Raw genomic sequence first — 18,607 nt, forward strand, 5'->3', positions numbered from 1 at the left:
CCACCTACTTCAGTCTTATTGTTGCGCCTATTGTATTTAAATATCTCTCTGAATTCTTATTAAATCTTATATCATAAGATTTAATATTTCGAATCTCATGTACTTTCTTTATAGGTAAATTCATTAAAACTTCCATATACTCCTCTAATCCATTAATATTTGAACATCCACCGTGCAAATAAACCCTGCTAAGCATTTTATCTCTATTTTCATTCCTGTAATAATCAAGCACCCTATCTATATCTCTTATCCAAGTATCCACTACCGACTTGGCTAGATTATTAACCATTTCTTTTTTAGTTGATGCTTCACCATTTTCTTTCATAAGGTCTATGAAGTTTACTTTTACATCCTCTATTTTGTCATCTTCAACAAATATTTGACCCAATATGGCTTCATCAATACTCTGACCACCATTTTGAATTATTCTTGAAAAAACTACTTTTTTATTTTGAATAATATTAATCTCAATATTAGAATATCCTAAATCTACAACTGCAAAGGCATCTTCTTGCCCATAAATTTCATCTTTAAATTTAATATGTCTACTATTAAATAATTTTTCAATGCAATTATAATTAAGGTCAAGGGCTATAGGCTTTAGCTTAAGCTGTTTAAACAATTCCCAATAACCTTCTGCTAATTTTTTAGGATATAAAATTACGTTTACTTTATAATAAGTTTCTTCTGCTTGCTTAATCTCTCCTAGTATTTTGTAATCCAAAATATATTCTGCAAGATTTATAGGAAGTTGCTCTTGTATTTCAAAACTTAAAATATTTTCTAATTCCTTCTCTTTTGCCATAGGTACATTTAATATTCTAGAAATAACCGTAGTACTCTTAGTAGTACAAATAACTTTTCGACACGAAAAAGTCCCTTTATTAATTACTTTTTCAAAAATCTTTTTTACTTTTTCACTATCAACTATGTAACCATCTTTAAAAATATCGTCTCCAACTTCTACATTTTCAATTTTCTCTATAACTATTTGTTTATTGCTCAATTTTGATTGCATTATTTTTATGTACTTACTTCCAAATTCAATTGATAAAATACTTTTGCCTAACAAAGGGAACACCTCTCTTTAGTTCAATGCACAATGCACAATTTACAATGCACAATTGAGGATGATTTTCCTCATTCTTCGGAAAATCTTTATTTAGATTAATAATCGATTTTGCTTTGCAAAATCATCTTACTAGAAAATTAAATTTCTTTATTATAAATCTTAATAACAGCTTAAAAATTATATTATTCGACAATTTTATTATAACATAATTTAGGGGTTTTTAATTAGTTTAAGTTTATTTTTAATGTAGTTTTTACTATAATATCATTTTAAATATAGCCTTGAATTATAGTCTTGATGTATATTTTTATATATTCTAAACAAATCATTCTACTATACCTTTTGTATATTAAAAAAAGCAGCTCATAATTGAGCTACTTTTTATAAACTTTTTATTTGGTAATTCTTAGACCACTGAAGTTTTCCAGAGGGCTTATATGCATTTATTTCTTGGTGTTTTATTGTTCATAAAATATTCATAACCCTCGAGGATCTTAGCAATGGTTCGAAGGTACTATTTTCCCTTTAATATGCTGAATTATCCGGATATACTTCATGACTAGCATCATCACTGTCAATCACATTAATAGTTACGTTTTTACTATCTATTACAACCTGGAAACTTCCTCCATCATGAAATTGAGGACTAGGTGTTTCATTAAGTGTTGATAACATTTCAGTTTCGTCTTCAATTGAATCTGAATCTAAATCTGTTGTATCAACAGCTCCACCTAATGTTATACTAACATCATCCGAAGAAATTGTACCATCTGCCATTAAAATCGCTACGGTATTGGCAATAGTCTTACCAGTAGCAATATCTGCACTTTTAGCTGCACTCTCTCTATAATTAGAGAACCTCGGAATAGCTATAGCTGCCAAAATACCTAAAATAGCGATAACGATAATTAATTCAATAAGAGTAAATCCTTTCTTCTTTGTGTTCTTTTTCATTGTGTTTCCTCCCTTATGATAAATTATTTTTTTATATTTTTGCAGCTAACTCAGTGCTTTTGTTATAAAACCTGTAATCTGGTCAGCTGTAAATTACTTTTAATAGTGCACAGTTATTAATAATGTGAAGTGTGAAGTTAAGGATGATTTTGCTACGCAAAATCGACTATCCAATTCAAAGATTTTCTGAAAGAAAATCCTCCACAATTACAAATTGCAAATTGCAAATTGCAAATTTCCCTTATCATTTTTCTTTTATCTTTTAATTGTGCATTGTGCATTGTTCATTGTGCATTGCCCTAAATAGTGCTATACATATCAAACATAGGAAGTGCAATTCCAAGTACTATAGTTCCAACAACTAGTCCCATTATTAAAATCATTATAGGTTCTATCATTGTTACCATTTTACTAAGTCCTTCGTCTACTTCTCTGTCATAAAATTCTGCTGTCTTTTCAAGTATTCCGTCTAGGTCTCCTGATTCTTCTCCTATTTTCACCATTGAAACAACCATTGGTGGGAATACCTTTATCTTCTCCATAGCATCTGATAGGGCTACTCCTCTTATGACTTCTTCTCTGGCACTTAGCAATTCTTTCTTCACTAATCTGTTTCCTACTAGGCCTGAGACAATTTCTAGAGCATTTATTATTGTAATACCACTATACAAGATTATTGATAAATTTTGAGTAAATCTTGCAGTGATTATTTTTCTATTTACACTTTTAAATAAAGGAAAATTTAATTTTAGTGTTTCAATTATTGTCTCACCTTTATCTGTTTTTGAAGCATATCTATATCCTATTATTAAAGCGATTATTCCTATTATAAATAAATACCAATACCCTGTTATTGCATTAGATAAAGCAATTATTCCTTTAGTAATAGTAGGTAACTCTACCCCACTTCCTTCAAACATACCTACAAAGGTTGGAAGTACAAAAGTTACTAAGAATAGTATTACTCCAATAGATGCTATTGAAAGTACAATTGGGTAAACCATTGCTCCTCTAATTTTGGCAGATAATTTCGCTTCATTTTCATAGTGATCAGTCATTTTCTGAAGTATTCTAGTGAGATTTCCTGTCTCTTCTCCAGATTCAATCATATTTACTAACAATTCTGGAAATACTTTTGGATATTCTTTCATTGAAGCGGATACTGTTGATCCTTTTTGGATTTCCTCATAAACACCATTGAGACTTTCTTTTAATGCTTTATTCTCTGATTGAAGTCTTATAATATTGACTGAATTTAATATATCAGACCCTGCGTTAAGCAAAGTAAAAAACTGCCTACAAAATACTGAAATCTCTTTAGAATTAACTTTATTAAAAATAGCTGGTAATTCAATATCTTTCTCAAGTATAGCTTCTTTAACAGAAACAGGATATAAATTATTTTGTCTTAGTATATTTAATACTTCTCCACTTGAAGAAGCTTCTACCTTGCCATCAATCTTTTTCCCATCCTTCTGCACAGCTTTATATCTAAATAACGGCATCTATATCACTCTTCCTATTACTCTTTAAGAAATGCTACTTTGGCTAATTCTTTTATTGTAGTTTCGCCTTCTAAAACAAGTCTTGTGCAAGCTTTCTTCAAGGTAGTAATTTCATTCTTTTCGTTTATCTTTTTAATTTCTTCCATGTCGGCACCGTTTTGCAAGGATTCTCTTATTTCCTTTGTTATTTCCATGATTTCATAGATACCTTTTCTACCACTATAACCAGTATCGTTACAATGAGAACAACCTTTTCCTCTATACAACTTAACTTGTCTAGTTTCTTCAACACCTAATATTCGTTTTTCATAGTCAGAAGCTAAATATTCTTCTTTGCACTTAGGACATATTTTTTTAACAAGTCTTTGTGCTATTACACCAGACATTGATGCTGCTATCAAATATGAATCAATACCCATGTCCATAAGCCTTACAACGGCTGAAGGTGCATCATTTGTATGTATTGTACTTAAAACCAAGTGTCCAGTAATAGCCGCTCGTACAGCTATTTCTGCTGTTTCATTATCTCTAATTTCACCAATCATAACTATATCAGGGTCTTGTCTTAAAATAGATCTTAATCCTGATGCAAAGGTCAATCCTGCTTTTTTATTTACATTTACTTGATTTACACCCTCCATCATATACTCAACAGGGTCTTCGACAGTAACAATATTCCTATCTTGTTTGTTAAGTTCATTCAAAATTGTATATAAAGTAGTAGATTTACCACTACCTGTTGGTCCTGTAACTAATATAATTCCATATGGACTCTTAACAACTGAATCCAACTTTTCAACATCTTCTTTTTGCATGCCTAATTTTTCTTTGCTAATTAAAAAGCTATTCCTAAAAAGTATTCTAATAACTATTTTTTCTCCATGTATAGTAGGTAAAACAGAAACTCTAAGGTCAACAGTAACACCTTCAACAGTAGTTATTATCCTACCATCTTGCGGAATTCTCTTCTCAGCTATATTTAAATTTGCAAGAATTTTAATTCTAGTTGTCAATGATGCTAAGTTTTCTATAGGTGTCCTTAAAACTTCTTGCAGTGTTCCATCTATTCTATATCTAATTCTTATGTATCGTTCAAATGGTTCTACATGTATATCTGACGTTTTTGATTTTACTGCATTCTTTATAATAGAGTCAACCAGTTTTACAACTGGTGCATTTTTTACATCTTCATTTTCTTCAATTAAAATATCTTGTACAGCTGCATTTCTACTTTTTGACAATTCTTCTGCAGCACTTTCTACATATTGTGATGAATAATACCTGTCTATAGCTACTTCAATCTCATTTTCACTAGCAATAACAGCTTGTACATCAAGTCCTGATACTATATTTACGTCGTCGATTGCAAATATATTTAAGGGATCTGCCATAGCAACTACTAACTGATTTTTATCAAATGCAATTGGTATCAAATTATATTTTTTTGCGAGACTTTCTGAAATTAATCTTACAGCTCTTTTATCTATTTCAACATCTTCAATATATACTCTTTCAAGATTAAGCTGAACTTTCAATATATCAATTATTTCGTCTTCTGTCAATATTCCATCTTGTATTATTACTTGTCCAAGTTTTAATCCTAAAGTTTTCTGTTTCTTTAATGATTCTAAGAGTTGTTTTTCAGTTATTTTACCACTTTCAACTAACAAATCTCCCAATCTACGTTTTCTTAGACTCTTCATTATAATTCTCCTACTTTTTATAACTTTTATAATTACAATTAAATACCAACAAAAATATATAATTTAATTATAACTCACTCTTACATTATTTTCAATAAATAATAAAACACTTAAAAGTAAAATTCAAGAAAATAATAAACCACCGAATAAATCGGTGGTTTATTACTACATTTTTTCTACAACTTCTATCCCCAATAAACCTAATCCATTTTTTATAACTTGGCAAGTTGCTTCTACTAGTTTTAATCTAGCTATTTTTACCATTTCATCTTCTGTATTCATTATATTATGTGCATTATAGAATTTATTAAATGCCTTTGCAACATCTACTACATATCTTGTTACTATAAAAGGCTCCAATTTATCTATTGAATCTAATACGTTATCACCAAATTTTGAAATAATTTTTGCAAGCTCAAATTCTTCTTTTGATGTTAGTCTTGTTAAATCGAATTCTCCATTTACTTCTCCAGCTTTTCTTAAAATACTCTTTCCTCTTGCATAAGTATATTGTACATATGGACCTGTTTCTCCTTCAAAGTTTAGCATTTCTTCCCAATTAAATACTATATCTTTACCTCTTTTAGTTTTAAGATAAGTAAATACTACTGCTCCTATACCAACTTTCTTTGCAACGTCATCTTTATTTTCAAGGTCAGGATTTTTTTCTTCAATAACTTCTGCAACTTTATTGATTGATTCATTTAAAAGCTCTTCTAAAAATACAACTCTACCTTTTCTAGTAGAAAGCTTTCTATCTGCAAATTTCACCATTCCAAAACTTATATGTTGACAATCTTTTGCCCAGTCATATCCCATTAACTCAAGTGTTTTAAATAATTGTGTAAAATGAAGTTTTTGATCTTGACCTACCACATATATATTCTTATAAAAATCATAAGTATCTTTTCTGTATAAAGCTGCTGCTAAATCACGCGTAGCATAAATTGTAGCACCATCTGCTTTCTTAATTATACATGGTGGCATATTATAATCTTCGAGCATTACTACTTTAGCTCCTTGTGAATCAACTAGCAGATTTTTTTGAGTTAGTTCATCAACAACTCTATCCATTTTATCATTATAGAAACTTTCACCTGCAAATGAATCAAATTCAACTCCAAGCATTTCATATATTTTCTTAAACTCTTCTAAACTTAGATTCTTAAATCTCTCCCAAAGCTTAACCTCAAATTCATTACCATCTTCTAGATTTTTAAAATGTAGTCTTCCTTCATCTATTAATGATGGGTCTTTTTCAGCTTCCTCGTGAAACATAACATAAATTCTAAGTAGCTCTTTTATAGGATCTTTAATTAAATCATCTTCATTTATCCATCTTTTGTATGCAGCGATTAATTTGCCGAATTGAGTTCCCCAATCCCCTAAATGATTAATTCCTATAACATTATATCCCGCAAATTTCATTGATTTATAAAGCGCATTACCAATTGATGTACTACATAAATGTCCTACATGGAATGGCTTTGCAATATTAGGAGATGAAAAATCTATAGTTACATTTTTTCCTTCTCCATCTTTAGATGACCCATAATTTTCTTTTAAATCTAATACCTCTTCAATTGCAGCTTTTACGAAACTCCCTTTATCCATAAAGAAATTAACATAAGGACCTGCTGTCTCAATTTTTTCGAACCCCTCTTTGTTTATATTCTTACTTAAATCTTGAGCTATAAGATTTGGAGCCTTCCTCAAAGTCTTCGCTAACTGAAAACAAGGAAAAGCAAAATCTCCCATCTCTGGTTTAGGTGGAATTTCAACCAACTTATCCACAAATTCTCTTTCAAGTTCAACTTGCTCAATTATTTTTTCCACAACTAACTCTTTATAATCCACTATTCTCTCACCTCTTAATTTATTTTAACTATTGTTTAACTATTGTTTAACTATTGTTTAACCACTATTTAACTATCGTTTAACTATCGTTTAACTATTGTTTAACCATTGTTTAACCATTGTTTAACCATCGTTAAACTATTGTTCAGCTATAGGTTAACGATCATTTACCAATGCCATCCCGAAGGCAAACCAAGTATTAGCCCAAAGATTTTGTGACTGCAAAGAACAAAATATCCCTCTTTACTAATTGCACATAATCCTTTAATCTTTTAACTGCACTCTGCAAATTGCACTCTTCTTTTCAAAAAAGTATTCCAAAAAAACAAAAAACGCCCTGTATTAAAACAGAGACGGTTGTCCGCGGTACCACTCTTATTGAATAAATCCACTCAAAACCCTAACGCGGTTAACGACTTACCTCATCTTTCTTTATAGGCTATATTCTAAAATATTGTTATTATTAATATTATTATTTCAAAATAAAATTTTTATTCTAATACAAATAAAAACTTATTAATATAACAATACTTTATAAATCAACAATGCTTTATAATATAACTTTTTCAAAAATAAAAAAGACTTAGTAGCTTCTCCTAGGTTCTTTTCACATTAATCTATTTATAGAGCTCACACCTTCCTCTACTCGCTTAAAAATAAAATCATGCTACTCTCCTATTCACTGAATCATTATTTAAATATATAATACTATTAGTATACTCATAGTATTATATATTTAAATAATTTTATTTGTCAAGAAAAATTCTCATAATTAATTGACATAAAATATAATGTGATACATCATTTCCATTAGTAAATTTTGGTATAGTCGTATGGTTTTCTTCAATAACCCATAAAGCCCATCTATCATTACAATTAGTTACTTTTTAATTCAAAATGTTTCACAATTCTGTATTAATTATTATTTAATAATAATTCTTGACATTTTTCTCTTTACCCATCATAATATAATTACAATAATAGTAATTAACACAAATTTCCATACAAAAGGTTATTTATTAATTTATAAAGAGGGAAGGTGTTTCAATGAAAAAGTACTATGATATTATTAAAGAATCCGAAAAGGAGCTAGATTTACCTGTTTTAGAAAAAACTTATATTGGCTGGCATAAAAACACAAAAGAAATGATAGATAGAACATGGGAAGAACTAGCAAATTATCAACTAATGAAATTTGCATCAGATATTCATTTAGATTTATTGGGCAAAGATTATCAAAGACAAATGCTTTACCTTGCATTTTTGAGAACTTATATGAAAGATCTAATTAATCATAGTGAAGACACCTTACTTGCAAACGATAAAACTTTTAGTGAAATAGAAAACTTAATGATTGAAAAAAATATAGTCATTGAGTTCCCTCTTCTTACTATAAATAAATTAGATCTATTTTTATACTTAGATAACTATTTCATCGAAGCTTGCTCTGGTAAAAAATTAAACTTACCCTTTATGCTGTGTATAAATTATTCCGACGAATTGCCCGATGACCATTTCTTTGAATTTAGAAAATATAGAAATCTAAATTTACTTACACTTAATAAGAATAAGAATGGCGAAGAGATTTCCTTTGCGCTAAAAAAAGCAGATGAAGAACTATCTGCTCATTGCTATACTAATAATGAATTTGTTTAGTAAGGCGATATTTTATATGTGAATATTCCATATTTATAAATCCTATATTCTTGAATATTGACTAAAATAAAAGTAAAAGCTCTCAACAATTAAGTTTTGTTGATCTTTTACTTTATAAGAGGAAATACTTATATTAACTTGTCAACATAACATAATACTTCATCTAATATGACCATAGCTTCTTTTAATTCTTCTTCTTTAATTATTAGAGGAGGTGCTACTATTATAATATTTTCATGAGAATAAGTAGAAAAGCCTTGTTTCTTTAACATTCCTATTATTTTACCCATTAATCCTTCTTTATCGTTACCATAAGGTATTAAAGGTTCAGCTGTATATTTATCCTTAACTAATTCTAATGATGAAAATAGGCCTATATATCTAACTTCTCCAACAGATTTATGATTTTCTCTTAATTTCTCTAATTCTTGACCTAATATTAAACCCATTTCTTTGCAATTTTGCAGTAAATTTTCTTCTTTATATACATCAATAGCTGCTATTCCTGCTGCACAACCAACTGGATGTCCACTATATGTGAGTCCGCACATTAATGCTTTGTCATCAAAATATTCAGCTATTTCTTTTGAAACTATGTCTCCACCTAAAGGAACATAGCCACATGTAATTCCTTTAGCAAATGTAATAATATCTGGTTTAACCCCCCAGTTATTACAGGCGAACCATTCTCCTGTCCTTCCAAACCCAGCCATAACTTCATCACATACCATCATTATTCCAAATTCATCACAGATATCTCTTACTCCTTGTAGATACCCATCAGGTGGTATTATAACTCCATTACTTCCAGTTACAGTTTCTAAAAATATCGCAGCGACACTTTCTCTTCCTTCATAAGTAATCTGTTCTCTTAATTTACTAAGATAAAAATCTGCTGCCACTTTTTCACTTTCAAATTTTATAGGTTCTCTATAAATGTAAGGATCAAAGAACTTAATAAATCCTGGTATGCCTGGTTCTGACGGAAATCTTCTTGGCTCTCCTGATAGGTTTGCAGCTCCGTAAGTAGCTCCATGATAGGATCTATATCTTGAAAATATTTTATTTCTACCTGTATACATCTTAGCCATTTTTATAGCATTTTCATTTGCATCTGCTCCACCTAATGTAAAAAAAACTTTACCCATATTATCTGGTGCTATTTCAATTATTTTAGATGCAAGTTCTGACCTAACATCAAGAGCATATCCAGGTCCTATAAAAGGAACTGTGTCTAATTGTTCTTTAATTGCAGCAATTACTTTTTTATTACCATGACCAAAATTAGAATTTACTAATTGTGAAGACATATCAAAATACTTATTTCCTTTATCATCCCAAAAGTAAATACCCTCAGCTTTTGTAACTACAATAGGATCTAATTTACCTTGAGCACTCCATGAATGAAGATTATATTTTTTGTCTAATTCCTTTATTTTTTCACCCGAAATTGAAGTAATCATTTTATCCCTCTTCTCATATATTTTGCAAATCTTATTACTAGATTATTTTTTAAGATATTATTGATATATATCTTTCAATTGCATGTGTTAGCGCATCCATACCCGTAGCCCACGTAACAGCAGGAGGGGCCGTTACAGTAAGCTGCGGGTATTGAATTGCTCCACTTAGTATAATATATTCACTACCAATTAGCATTTTTATTTTTATTTCTTCATCTGTAATAATAGAATATTTATTATCTTCATTACCAGTACCTGCATTATTAGGTATGGCTTTTTTCTTAATTTTTATTATTATGGTTCAACTTTTGTAACAAATTCTTGCTTTCCATTTTCTACTTTCATAATAACAGCCTCTTTAATAGGGTCGCCATTTTCATCATATTTTACATTTCCTGAAACTACTTGTATCTCAATAGCTTGTATAGCATCTTTTATTTTCTCTGTATCTGTTGTCCCTGCTTCTTCTATAGCTGTTAGTAGAATTACGGCTGCATCATAAGATAAAGTAGCACTAACATCTGGAATTTCGCCATAAGCCTCTTTATAAGCCTCTACAAATGTAGCAACATTTTCAGCAGTATCATCAGGTGAAAAGTGAGTAGAGAAATAACTACCATCAATAGCATCTCCACCTATTTCAAATAAGTCAGGAGAATCCCATCCATCTCCACCAAGTAAAGGAACATCATAGCCTAACGCTTTAGCTTGTTTTGCGATTAATCCAACTGAATTGTACATATTAGGTAAGAATAAAACATCTGCATCTAATGCTTTAAGCATAGTAAGCTGTGCATTAAAATCTTGATCACCTTCGTTGAAAGTTTCAACACCAACTATTTCTCCTCCCATATTTGCAAATTCTTCTATGAATACTTCTGCAAGTCCTTTTGCATAATCATTTGAAACATTGTAGAGAACAGCTGCTTTTTTTGCTCCTAATTCTTCTGTAGCAAATTTAGAAATTACCACTCCTTGGAACGGATCTATAAAACATGCTCTAAATACGTAATCTCCTCCTTCAACAGTTACTTTTGCATTTGTTGCATAAGGTGATATTATAGGTATTTTATTATCACTTGCAACAGGACCATCAGCTAGCGAGCATGGACTTGTAAGTGCCCCAACAATACCTATTACTTTATCGTTATTGATTAGTTTTTGTGTAACAGAAGCTGAGTTTGCTGGTTTGTTTTCATCATCTTCATAAGCTACGCTGATTTGTTTATCTAACACTCCACCTTTTTCATTAAATTCTTTTACGGCTAGATCGACACCATTTTTTGCAGTTTGTCCAATAGCTGCAAGCGGACCAGTCAAAGGAAGGACAGCACCAATTTTTATTTCTTCAACAACTTCCTCGCCCGTTCCACTTCCACTTGCTCCATTATTGGAATTATTTCCACACCCAGTTGTTAAAGTCATGATCATCATAGTCCCTAGTATAATTGCTAACATTTTTTTTGATTTCATTAGAATAAACACCCCTTTGCTTTTTATAATCCTTAATAAATACTCTAAATTTTATTAAATCAATAATTATTATATATATAATTTATCATATTATCAATAATAAAGCATTGTTTACTCTGCACATAATTATACCTACTTTGTTGTGCACTATTTTTCTTCTAAGAATTTCTTTATCTTTATAGCCATAAGAATATTGAATCTATTACTCGTTTCTTTGATATCTAAATTCAAAATCTCTTCTATCTTTGCAAGTCTATAATTCAAAGTATTTCTATGCAAATATAACTTAGCAGCTGTTTGAGTTATATTACCTCCCTCATATAAATAAACTTCCAGCGTTTCCATCAAGTTCTGCTCATTAACTTCATCGTATATCAACAATTCCTTCAAATACTCATAGTAAAGAGCTTTTAATTCTTGTTTGTTCTCAACATTAAAAAATAATCTATAAATACCTAAATCTTTATAACTTCTTATGCAATCTATTTTCTTACACATTTTAAGGATTTGTAATACATTTTCTGAATTAATAAAATTAGTTTTTATATCTTTTATCCCATAGCTTACTCCACTGATACCAATACTAACTGTCATTCCTTCAATCCTTTTCATAATATCATTTTGAATATTTGAAAGTATTACTTTAATTTCTTCTTCTTTTATATTAAGATTTCTTTTATCTTCATCATCGTTCTTATCATCTATTTGTATTATTAAATAAAAATCATCACTTTGATTCAAAATCATATATTTCAATAATTTTCCTTCAATATTATTTTTAATAATTCTATTTATAATGTACTTAAATTGAATTATCTCATCTTCTTTATTTATATTTTTCATTTTAATAAATTCCGAAAACCCATCAATATCTATAATTGCTGTGAAATACTTTTTCTTAAGACTAAATCCGTGAAATTCAGCTCTTTTATCCATTTCTTCCCTATAATCTTGAAAAATTAGTTCTCTTAAAAATTCTTCTTTGGATTTGCTCTCAAGCTGTCTTTTAATGATTGTTTTGCTAATATACTCAGTTAACTGAACTAATCTGACATCAAAAGGTACCTCGAATATAGGGAAATGGAGTTTATTTCCTAAATCAACTACTTCATTAGGTATCTTTTTAATATATGGGCCAACATTAACAACAATTCCTGCTAAATTTTTGTTATTAATATCTTGAATAAGCTTTAAAAAAGCTTCATTATCATCTTTTATACTTATTCCTGTAATAAATAGAAGAACTCCTTCACCTACCCACTCGCTTCCTTCCGGAATATCAACTATATGAACCCATCTAATTAATCTATCTAATCCATTCTCACCTGCAACAACTTTCATAGCTTTCAATTTTTCATATTTTAATAACTCTCTACAACTTAAAAACATAGATATTCCCCCTTTAATTCAATGCACAATCATTGTAATTTCTCTTGTGTTGAAAATACTACAATTTGTTTTTTTATTAAACTCAATTAATTATACTATATATTTTGTTAAATTATCAATTTTAAGTCTCATTATTTCGTAATATGTTATAAATCCTGGCGACTCTTTTCTTTATAGATAATCAAATTTATGTTTTTAAATTTGTTATTAATACTTTTTACTTTTTACTTTTAATTTAAACTGTTGACTATAAACTTTTCACTGTAACTATACTGTATTTCCGGCTCTATGTATGATATAATTACGGAATAATTTGTATTATAGGAGGTATAAAATGTCAAAGTTCAGTAAAAAAGAACTCTATCTAGAAGTTCTAAATAATTTAGATAGTCTAATAGTTTATAGAAATATTTTATCTGACAAACTTATCATTGCTTTAAAAGAAATCATTGAAAATATTGATAAAAACGAATTCAAATCAAAAGTTATAAATAATATAAATGAAATAAATTATTTACTTATAACCAATGCCGAAAATAAGAGTCATGATGGTAATATATTTAAAAAATATATAATTGACCTTATTTTAGAAGATGAAAATACTTTTTCTTTAAGCTGTGAGAATTCAAATCATGAATTTGGAACTTCAATTTTCGATATAGGTAAGAAAGATCTATCTTTACTATTTAAATTAACTAAATTAGATTTAAACAGCTTATACTTATATTTAGATTGCAATTGTGATTACATATTCAAATATAAACATTCATCGTATATAGAAAAAAATATAATATTTAAAAACAAAAAAGAATCTATATATAAAGCTAAAAATTCATCTCAATTCCAAACCTCAACAATTTATTTTTATCATAAATGTGGAAGTGGAATTTTATCAAATTCAATAGCTTTTGGTTGGGATAACGAAAAAGGACTTTCCCCTATTGATAATTATCATAAAATATACCTAAAAGATATTGTTGGTTATGAAAGTCAAAAAAATTCACTAGTTAATAATACTATTTCATTTATTGAGGGTAAAAAAACAAATAATTTACTTTTAGAAGGTGCACGTGGTACAGGTAAATCCTCTCTTGTAAAAGCTCTTGTAAATGAATATTATAAAGACGCCCTCTCCATCATTGAAATCGAAAAAAGCCAACTTTTAAGCCTTAATAAAGTAATCGACAGCGTGAAAAACAGAGGCAAGAAATTCATTATATATATAGATGATTTATCCTTCGAAGAAACTGAAATAGAATACAAACAATTAAAATCAATATTAGAAGGTGGCCTTTACGCAAAACCTGATAATATTATCTTCTATGCTACTTCAAACAGAAGGCATTTAGTAAAGGAAAAAATGAGTGATAATGATACTATAGATCCTGAAATCCATACTTCAGACACTATAAATGAAAAACTTTCACTAAAAGATAGATTTGGAATAACACTTACTTTCCTTCCTCCAAATCAAAAAGAATACCTTGAAATAGTTCACGAAATAGCTACTAAAAGAGCATTAAATATAGATAAAGAAACACTCGAAAAAGAAGCTATCACTTGGGAACTTAAACAGAATGGAAGATCTGGAAGGACTGCTGAACAATTCGTGAACTACTTTCAAAACATAATTAACAATTAGCAATTAGCAATTAGCAATTAGCAATTAGCAATTGATGATGATTCTCTGCTTGCGCCGAGAATCTTTTATTTTATTAAACATAATAATTAAAATACATATAACTAACATACCAATATAAAATTGACTCTCACTGAAAAAATAATGTTTTAGCAACGCTAAAACGAATGCTTAATTCAAAGATTTTGTGACGTAAGGAACAAAATCCTCCTTAATTGCAAATTGATAATTGCTAATTGCAAATTTAAAAAGACTATCCCCTTAAAGGGCATAGTCTTTAAATTAAGCTTCAGTTTTTTCTTCAGATACTGCAGTTTCAGCCTTCTTAGCTGGTGCAGCTTTTTTAGCTTTTGGCTTTCTTAAATTAATAATTGCACCTGTTGGACATTTTTTCTCACATAATCCACAGTTTTTGCAAGTTTCATCGTTGATAACTGGTAAGTTACCTTTCATTTCAATTGAATCAAAAGGACATGCTTTAACGCATAATGTACATCCGATACATCCAACTTCACAAGCTTTTTTAACTTCTGCACCTTTGTTTTGAGAAGTACAAGAAACTCTCACTAATTGTTTCTTTGGTAATAAATCGATTAAATTCTTAGGACATGCAGTTACACAAGCACCACAAGCTACACAATTATCTTCATTTACTACTGCAACTCCATCAATAACATCAATTGCATCAAACTTACAAGCTTTAACACATGAACCGAAACCAAGACATCCATATTCGCAAGCTTTATTTCCTCCACCTGGCACAACCATAGCTTGTGAACAATCTTCAACTCCGTAATAATCAGCTTTATCTTTAGCCTTAGATTTACTTCCCTTACATCTTACAAAAGCAACCTTTGGCTCTTCTGCTGATACTTCAACACCCATAACTGCTGCTACTTTTTCAGCACATTCCGCACCACCAATAGGACATCCATTAGCTGGTGCTGCTCCATTTGCAACAGCTTCAGCAAATGCATCACATCCAGCAAATCCACATCCACCACAGTTAGCTCCAGGTAAACATTCCCTAACTAAAGGTACTAGAGGATCAACTTCTACAGCAAACTTTTTTGAAGAAAACCCCAAAACTAGACCAAACAAAAGTCCAAGTCCACCTAAACAAAGAACCGGTAATAGTATCTCGCTCAATTTAAATCCTCCTTAAACAATACCTGAGAAGCCAAGGAATGCAATAGCCATTAATCCTGCTGTGATTAATGAAATAGGTAATCCCTTAACTGCTTCTGGCATATCTGTATTTTCTTCCATTCTTTCTCTTAAACCAGCAAGTAAAACAATTGCTAATAAAAATCCTAAACCTGTAGCAATACCGTAGATTAAAGAGTATATTAAATTAAATTCTGATTGCATATTGATAATAACAGCACCTAAAATAGCGCAGTTTGTTGTAATAAGTGGTAAATAAATACCTAATGCTTTGTGTAAATCCGGGCTTAATTTCTTTAAAGCCATTTCTACGAATTGTACTAAAGCTGCAATAACAAGAATAAATGCTATTGTGTATAAGTATTCAATACCAAGTGGAACTAATAAAAATTGATATACAAAATATGATATAAAGGATGCTAAGCCCATAACGAATGTAACAGCAGCTCCCATACCTGCAGCTGTATCAATTTTCTTAGAAACTCCTAAGAAACCACAGATGCCTAAGAACTTTGATAACACAACGTTATTTACGAGCAAAGCAGATATAACCAATGCGAATATATTCATTTATCTTCTACCTTCTTTCTCGTATTATTAGTTTGCTTTTTTCTTTTTAGCATTATAAACATTTAAACCTGCAAGCATTAATCCTAGTGTTATAAAAGCACCAGGTGCAAGTACAAATATTAATATTGGCTTATAAGATGCAGGCATTACTTGCATATTGAAGAATGTTCCTGCTCCTAAAATTTCTCTTACAACACCTATTACTGTTAAAGCTAATGTAAATCCAAGACCTACTCCTAAACCATCAAACAAAGATGCTATAGGACCATTTTTTGAAGCAAAAGATTCTGCTCTTCCTAAGATTACACAGTTAACAACTATAAGAGGAATAAATATTCCTAATGATTTGTATAAATCAATTAAGTATGCTTGCATGAAAAGTTGTAATACAGTAACAAAACTAGCTATTATTACGATAAATGCAGGTATACGAATTTTATCTGGTATTAGTTTTCTAACTAATGATACAAATATGTTCGATCCAATTAATACAACTGTTGTTGCCATACCCATACCGAAACCATTCTCAGCACTTGATGTTACCGCAAGTGTAGGGCACATTCCAAGAGCTTGCACAAATATAGCATTTTCAGAAAAAATTCCATTTTTTAATCTTGACAAAGCTTCCTTCATGCTATTTTCCTCCCTTCAATTCAGAATTATAAAATTCAATTGCAGCATTTACACCGGTTGTTACTGCTTTCGAAGTAATTGTAGCTCCAGTTAAAGCCTGTATTTCATTGTCATTTACTGGTTCTGTTTTAACAACAGTAAGTTCTTCTTCTACAGATTTATCATTGTATTGAACTCTAAATTCATCTTTTTCAGCATTAGCTCCTAGACCTGGAGTTTCAGAATGCTCTAATATTTTCATACCTTGTATAGTTCCCTCTGCTGATATACCAACTATCAAAGTAACATCCCCACCATAACCAGCGGTTATTACTTTAATACTATATCCAGCTATTTCTCCAGCAGCTTGTCCTTCATTTACTTCTTGTATCATACTATCTTCAGGAATTTCTATATCTAAAAGTGAAAATTCTTCTGCTGAAGGAAGTACTTCTTGCATTGCTTCATTATTAGTTTTTATAGCTTGAATAGCAATTGGCTCGGCAGTTATTTTGTGAACACCGCCTAAAACAGTCCCTGCTACTGCAGTTACTATAAAAAGTATCAATCCTAATCTTAAAATACTATCTTGTTTTTCCAACTACTTCACCTCCCCAAATACTCTAGGAGTTATATATCTATCAATTATAGGTACAAATAAGTTCATTATTAATATTGAATAAGATACACCTTCTGGAAATCCTCCAAATAATCTAATAACAGTTGTTAAAAGACCACACATAACAGCGTAAAGTATCTTACCATTTTTAGTCATTGGAGAAGTTGTATAGTCAGTTGCCATAAATATAGCTCCTATCATAAGTCCACCAAAAACTATTTCATATAATCCATTTCCAGTCATAAATCCATCTCTACCAATAACTGTAGTTAAAACAAGTACAGTACCGATATAAAATACAGGAATATGCCAAGAAATAACTCTTCTATAAAGCAAGTAAGCAAATCCAATTAGTAATGCAAGTGCTGAAGTTTCTCCTATACATCCACCAACATTTCCTATGAAGCCTGTCATAATACTTGGTAGTTCTGCTCCACCTTCTTTTAATATTCCAAGTGGTGTTGCCCCTGCTATTCCATCTAATGTCCAAGTCGTCATATCACCTGGGAATGATGAAACCAAGAAAGCACGCGCTGCTAGAGCTGGGTTAACAACATTTTGTCCAAGACCTCCAAATAACGCTTTTACAATAACTATTGCAAAAAATGATCCAATAACAACCATATATACCGGAAGAGATGGTGGTACGTTCATAGCAATAAGTAAACCAGTTACTACTGCACTTAAATCAAATATTCTTACAGGTTTTTTAGTAATCTTTTGCCATAAATATTCAAATAAAACACAAGAGATTACAGCGGTAAGCATTAAAACTAATGCTTGAATTTTGAAGAAGTATACACCAGCTATAGCTGCTGGCAATAATGCTATTACAACATCTCTCATAATAGTTTGTACTGAGTCGTTTGATCTAATATGAGGAGATGAAGATACGGCAAACATCTTATCAGCCATTTATTTCACTCCT

General features: G+C 30.1%; 15 protein-coding genes. 2 read left to right on the forward strand and 13 right to left on the reverse strand.

Annotation, left to right across the window (positions count from 1 at the left end):
* Positions 1-4: 4 nt before the first annotated feature.
* From pilM to argS, 5 genes are all read right to left on the reverse strand, one after another.
* Positions 5-1,072 carry a type IV pilus assembly protein PilM gene (pilM, locus tag ACVHXK_RS13670; protein ID WP_461206966.1) on the reverse strand — a complete coding sequence of 356 codons (1,068 nt, stop codon included), beginning with the start codon at positions 1,070-1,072 and terminating at the stop codon, positions 5-7.
* 525 nt (positions 1,073-1,597) lie between these two features.
* Positions 1,598-2,026, reverse strand: a complete 429-nt coding sequence (locus ACVHXK_RS13675) for a type II secretion system protein (protein ID WP_461206967.1) — start codon at positions 2,024-2,026, stop codon at positions 1,598-1,600.
* A 299-nt stretch (positions 2,027-2,325) separates the two neighbouring features.
* Positions 2,326-3,531, reverse strand: coding sequence for a type II secretion system F family protein (locus ACVHXK_RS13680; RefSeq protein ID WP_461206968.1), 1,206 nt, complete (start codon positions 3,529-3,531; stop codon positions 2,326-2,328).
* A gap of 17 nt (positions 3,532-3,548) precedes the next feature.
* Positions 3,549-5,234, reverse strand: coding sequence for a GspE/PulE family protein (locus tag ACVHXK_RS13685; protein ID WP_461206969.1), 1,686 nt, complete (start codon positions 5,232-5,234; stop codon positions 3,549-3,551).
* Positions 5,235-5,399: 165 nt separating this feature from the next.
* Positions 5,400-7,091 (reverse strand): arginine--tRNA ligase, encoded by a 1,692-nt coding sequence (gene argS, locus ACVHXK_RS13690; RefSeq protein WP_461206970.1) that lies wholly within the window; start codon positions 7,089-7,091, stop codon positions 5,400-5,402.
* Between the two features lie 1,047 nt (positions 7,092-8,138).
* On the opposite strand from argS, the gene ACVHXK_RS13695 reads away from it, so the two are divergent.
* Positions 8,139-8,747: a hypothetical protein gene (locus ACVHXK_RS13695; protein ID WP_461206971.1), complete on the forward strand. Its 609-nt coding sequence runs from the start codon at positions 8,139-8,141 to the stop codon at positions 8,745-8,747.
* Between the two features lie 128 nt (positions 8,748-8,875).
* On the opposite strand, the gene ACVHXK_RS13700 is transcribed toward ACVHXK_RS13695, so the two are convergent.
* The 3 genes from ACVHXK_RS13700 to ACVHXK_RS13710 all read right to left on the reverse strand — a co-directional run bounded on the left by ACVHXK_RS13700 (position 8,876) and on the right by ACVHXK_RS13710 (position 13,072).
* Entirely contained in the window at positions 8,876-10,210 is a 1,335-nt protein-coding gene (locus ACVHXK_RS13700; protein ID WP_461206972.1) for an aminotransferase class III-fold pyridoxal phosphate-dependent enzyme, read from the reverse strand.
* A 294-nt stretch (positions 10,211-10,504) separates the two neighbouring features.
* Positions 10,505-11,683, reverse strand: coding sequence for an ABC transporter substrate-binding protein (locus ACVHXK_RS13705; RefSeq protein ID WP_461206973.1), 1,179 nt, complete (start codon positions 11,681-11,683; stop codon positions 10,505-10,507).
* 147 nt (positions 11,684-11,830) lie between these two features.
* A complete protein-coding gene (locus ACVHXK_RS13710; RefSeq protein WP_461206974.1) occupies positions 11,831-13,072 on the reverse strand; it encodes a PucR family transcriptional regulator in 1,242 nt (413 codons plus the stop codon).
* 334 nt (positions 13,073-13,406) lie between these two features.
* On the opposite strand from ACVHXK_RS13710, the gene ACVHXK_RS13715 reads away from it, so the two are divergent.
* On the forward strand, positions 13,407-14,714 hold the full coding sequence (locus ACVHXK_RS13715; RefSeq protein WP_461206975.1) for an ATP-binding protein: 1,308 nt from the start codon (positions 13,407-13,409) through the stop codon (positions 14,712-14,714).
* A gap of 279 nt (positions 14,715-14,993) precedes the next feature.
* Here the strand turns inward: ACVHXK_RS13715 and ACVHXK_RS13720 are convergent, their stop codons facing one another.
* From ACVHXK_RS13720 to ACVHXK_RS13740, 5 genes are read right to left on the reverse strand one after another with little or no spacing between them, the layout of a single operon-like run.
* Complete coding sequence (locus ACVHXK_RS13720) at positions 14,994-15,860, reverse strand: RnfABCDGE type electron transport complex subunit B (protein WP_461206976.1); 867 nt, start codon at positions 15,858-15,860, stop codon at positions 14,994-14,996.
* A 12-nt stretch (positions 15,861-15,872) separates the two neighbouring features.
* Positions 15,873-16,448 carry an electron transport complex protein RnfA gene (locus ACVHXK_RS13725; protein WP_461206977.1) on the reverse strand — a complete coding sequence of 192 codons (576 nt, stop codon included), beginning with the start codon at positions 16,446-16,448 and terminating at the stop codon, positions 15,873-15,875.
* A gap of 27 nt (positions 16,449-16,475) precedes the next feature.
* A complete protein-coding gene (rsxE, locus tag ACVHXK_RS13730; RefSeq protein WP_461206978.1) occupies positions 16,476-17,081 on the reverse strand; it encodes an electron transport complex subunit RsxE in 606 nt (201 codons plus the stop codon).
* Between the two features lies 1 nt (position 17,082).
* Positions 17,083-17,661: an RnfABCDGE type electron transport complex subunit G gene (locus ACVHXK_RS13735; protein WP_461206979.1), complete on the reverse strand. Its 579-nt coding sequence runs from the start codon at positions 17,659-17,661 to the stop codon at positions 17,083-17,085.
* Positions 17,662-18,594 carry an RnfABCDGE type electron transport complex subunit D gene (locus ACVHXK_RS13740; RefSeq protein WP_461206980.1) on the reverse strand — a complete coding sequence of 311 codons (933 nt, stop codon included), beginning with the start codon at positions 18,592-18,594 and terminating at the stop codon, positions 17,662-17,664. It lies immediately after the preceding gene.
* Positions 18,595-18,607 lie beyond the last annotated feature (13 nt).

It is taken from the genome of Clostridium sp. DL1XJH146, assembly GCF_054819755.1.

Bases quoted from the DNA above. Each gene is read 5' to 3' on its own strand.
- ACVHXK_RS13705 (WP_461206973.1), bottom strand. From the start codon at position 11,683: ATGAAATCAAAAAAAATGTTAGCAATTATACTAGGGACTATGATGATC.
- ACVHXK_RS13695 (WP_461206971.1), top strand. From the start codon at position 8,139: ATGAAAAAGTACTATGATATTATTAAAGAATCCGAAAAGGAGCTAGAT.
- ACVHXK_RS13700 (WP_461206972.1), bottom strand. From the start codon at position 10,210: ATGATTACTTCAATTTCGGGTGAAAAAATAAAGGAATTAGACAAAAAA.
- ACVHXK_RS13685 (WP_461206969.1), bottom strand. From the start codon at position 5,234: ATGAAGAGTCTAAGAAAACGTAGATTGGGAGATTTGTTAGTTGAAAGT.
- ACVHXK_RS13725 (WP_461206977.1), bottom strand. From the start codon at position 16,448: ATGAATATATTCGCATTGGTTATATCTGCTTTGCTCGTAAATAACGTT.
- rsxE (WP_461206978.1), bottom strand. From the start codon at position 17,081: ATGAAGGAAGCTTTGTCAAGATTAAAAAATGGAATTTTTTCTGAAAAT.
- ACVHXK_RS13740 (WP_461206980.1), bottom strand. From the start codon at position 18,594: ATGGCTGATAAGATGTTTGCCGTATCTTCATCTCCTCATATTAGATCA.
- ACVHXK_RS13675 (WP_461206967.1), bottom strand. From the start codon at position 2,026: ATGAAAAAGAACACAAAGAAGAAAGGATTTACTCTTATTGAATTAATT.
- ACVHXK_RS13680 (WP_461206968.1), bottom strand. From the start codon at position 3,531: ATGCCGTTATTTAGATATAAAGCTGTGCAGAAGGATGGGAAAAAGATT.
- ACVHXK_RS13710 (WP_461206974.1), bottom strand. From the start codon at position 13,072: ATGTTTTTAAGTTGTAGAGAGTTATTAAAATATGAAAAATTGAAAGCT.
- ACVHXK_RS13715 (WP_461206975.1), top strand. From the start codon at position 13,407: ATGTCAAAGTTCAGTAAAAAAGAACTCTATCTAGAAGTTCTAAATAAT.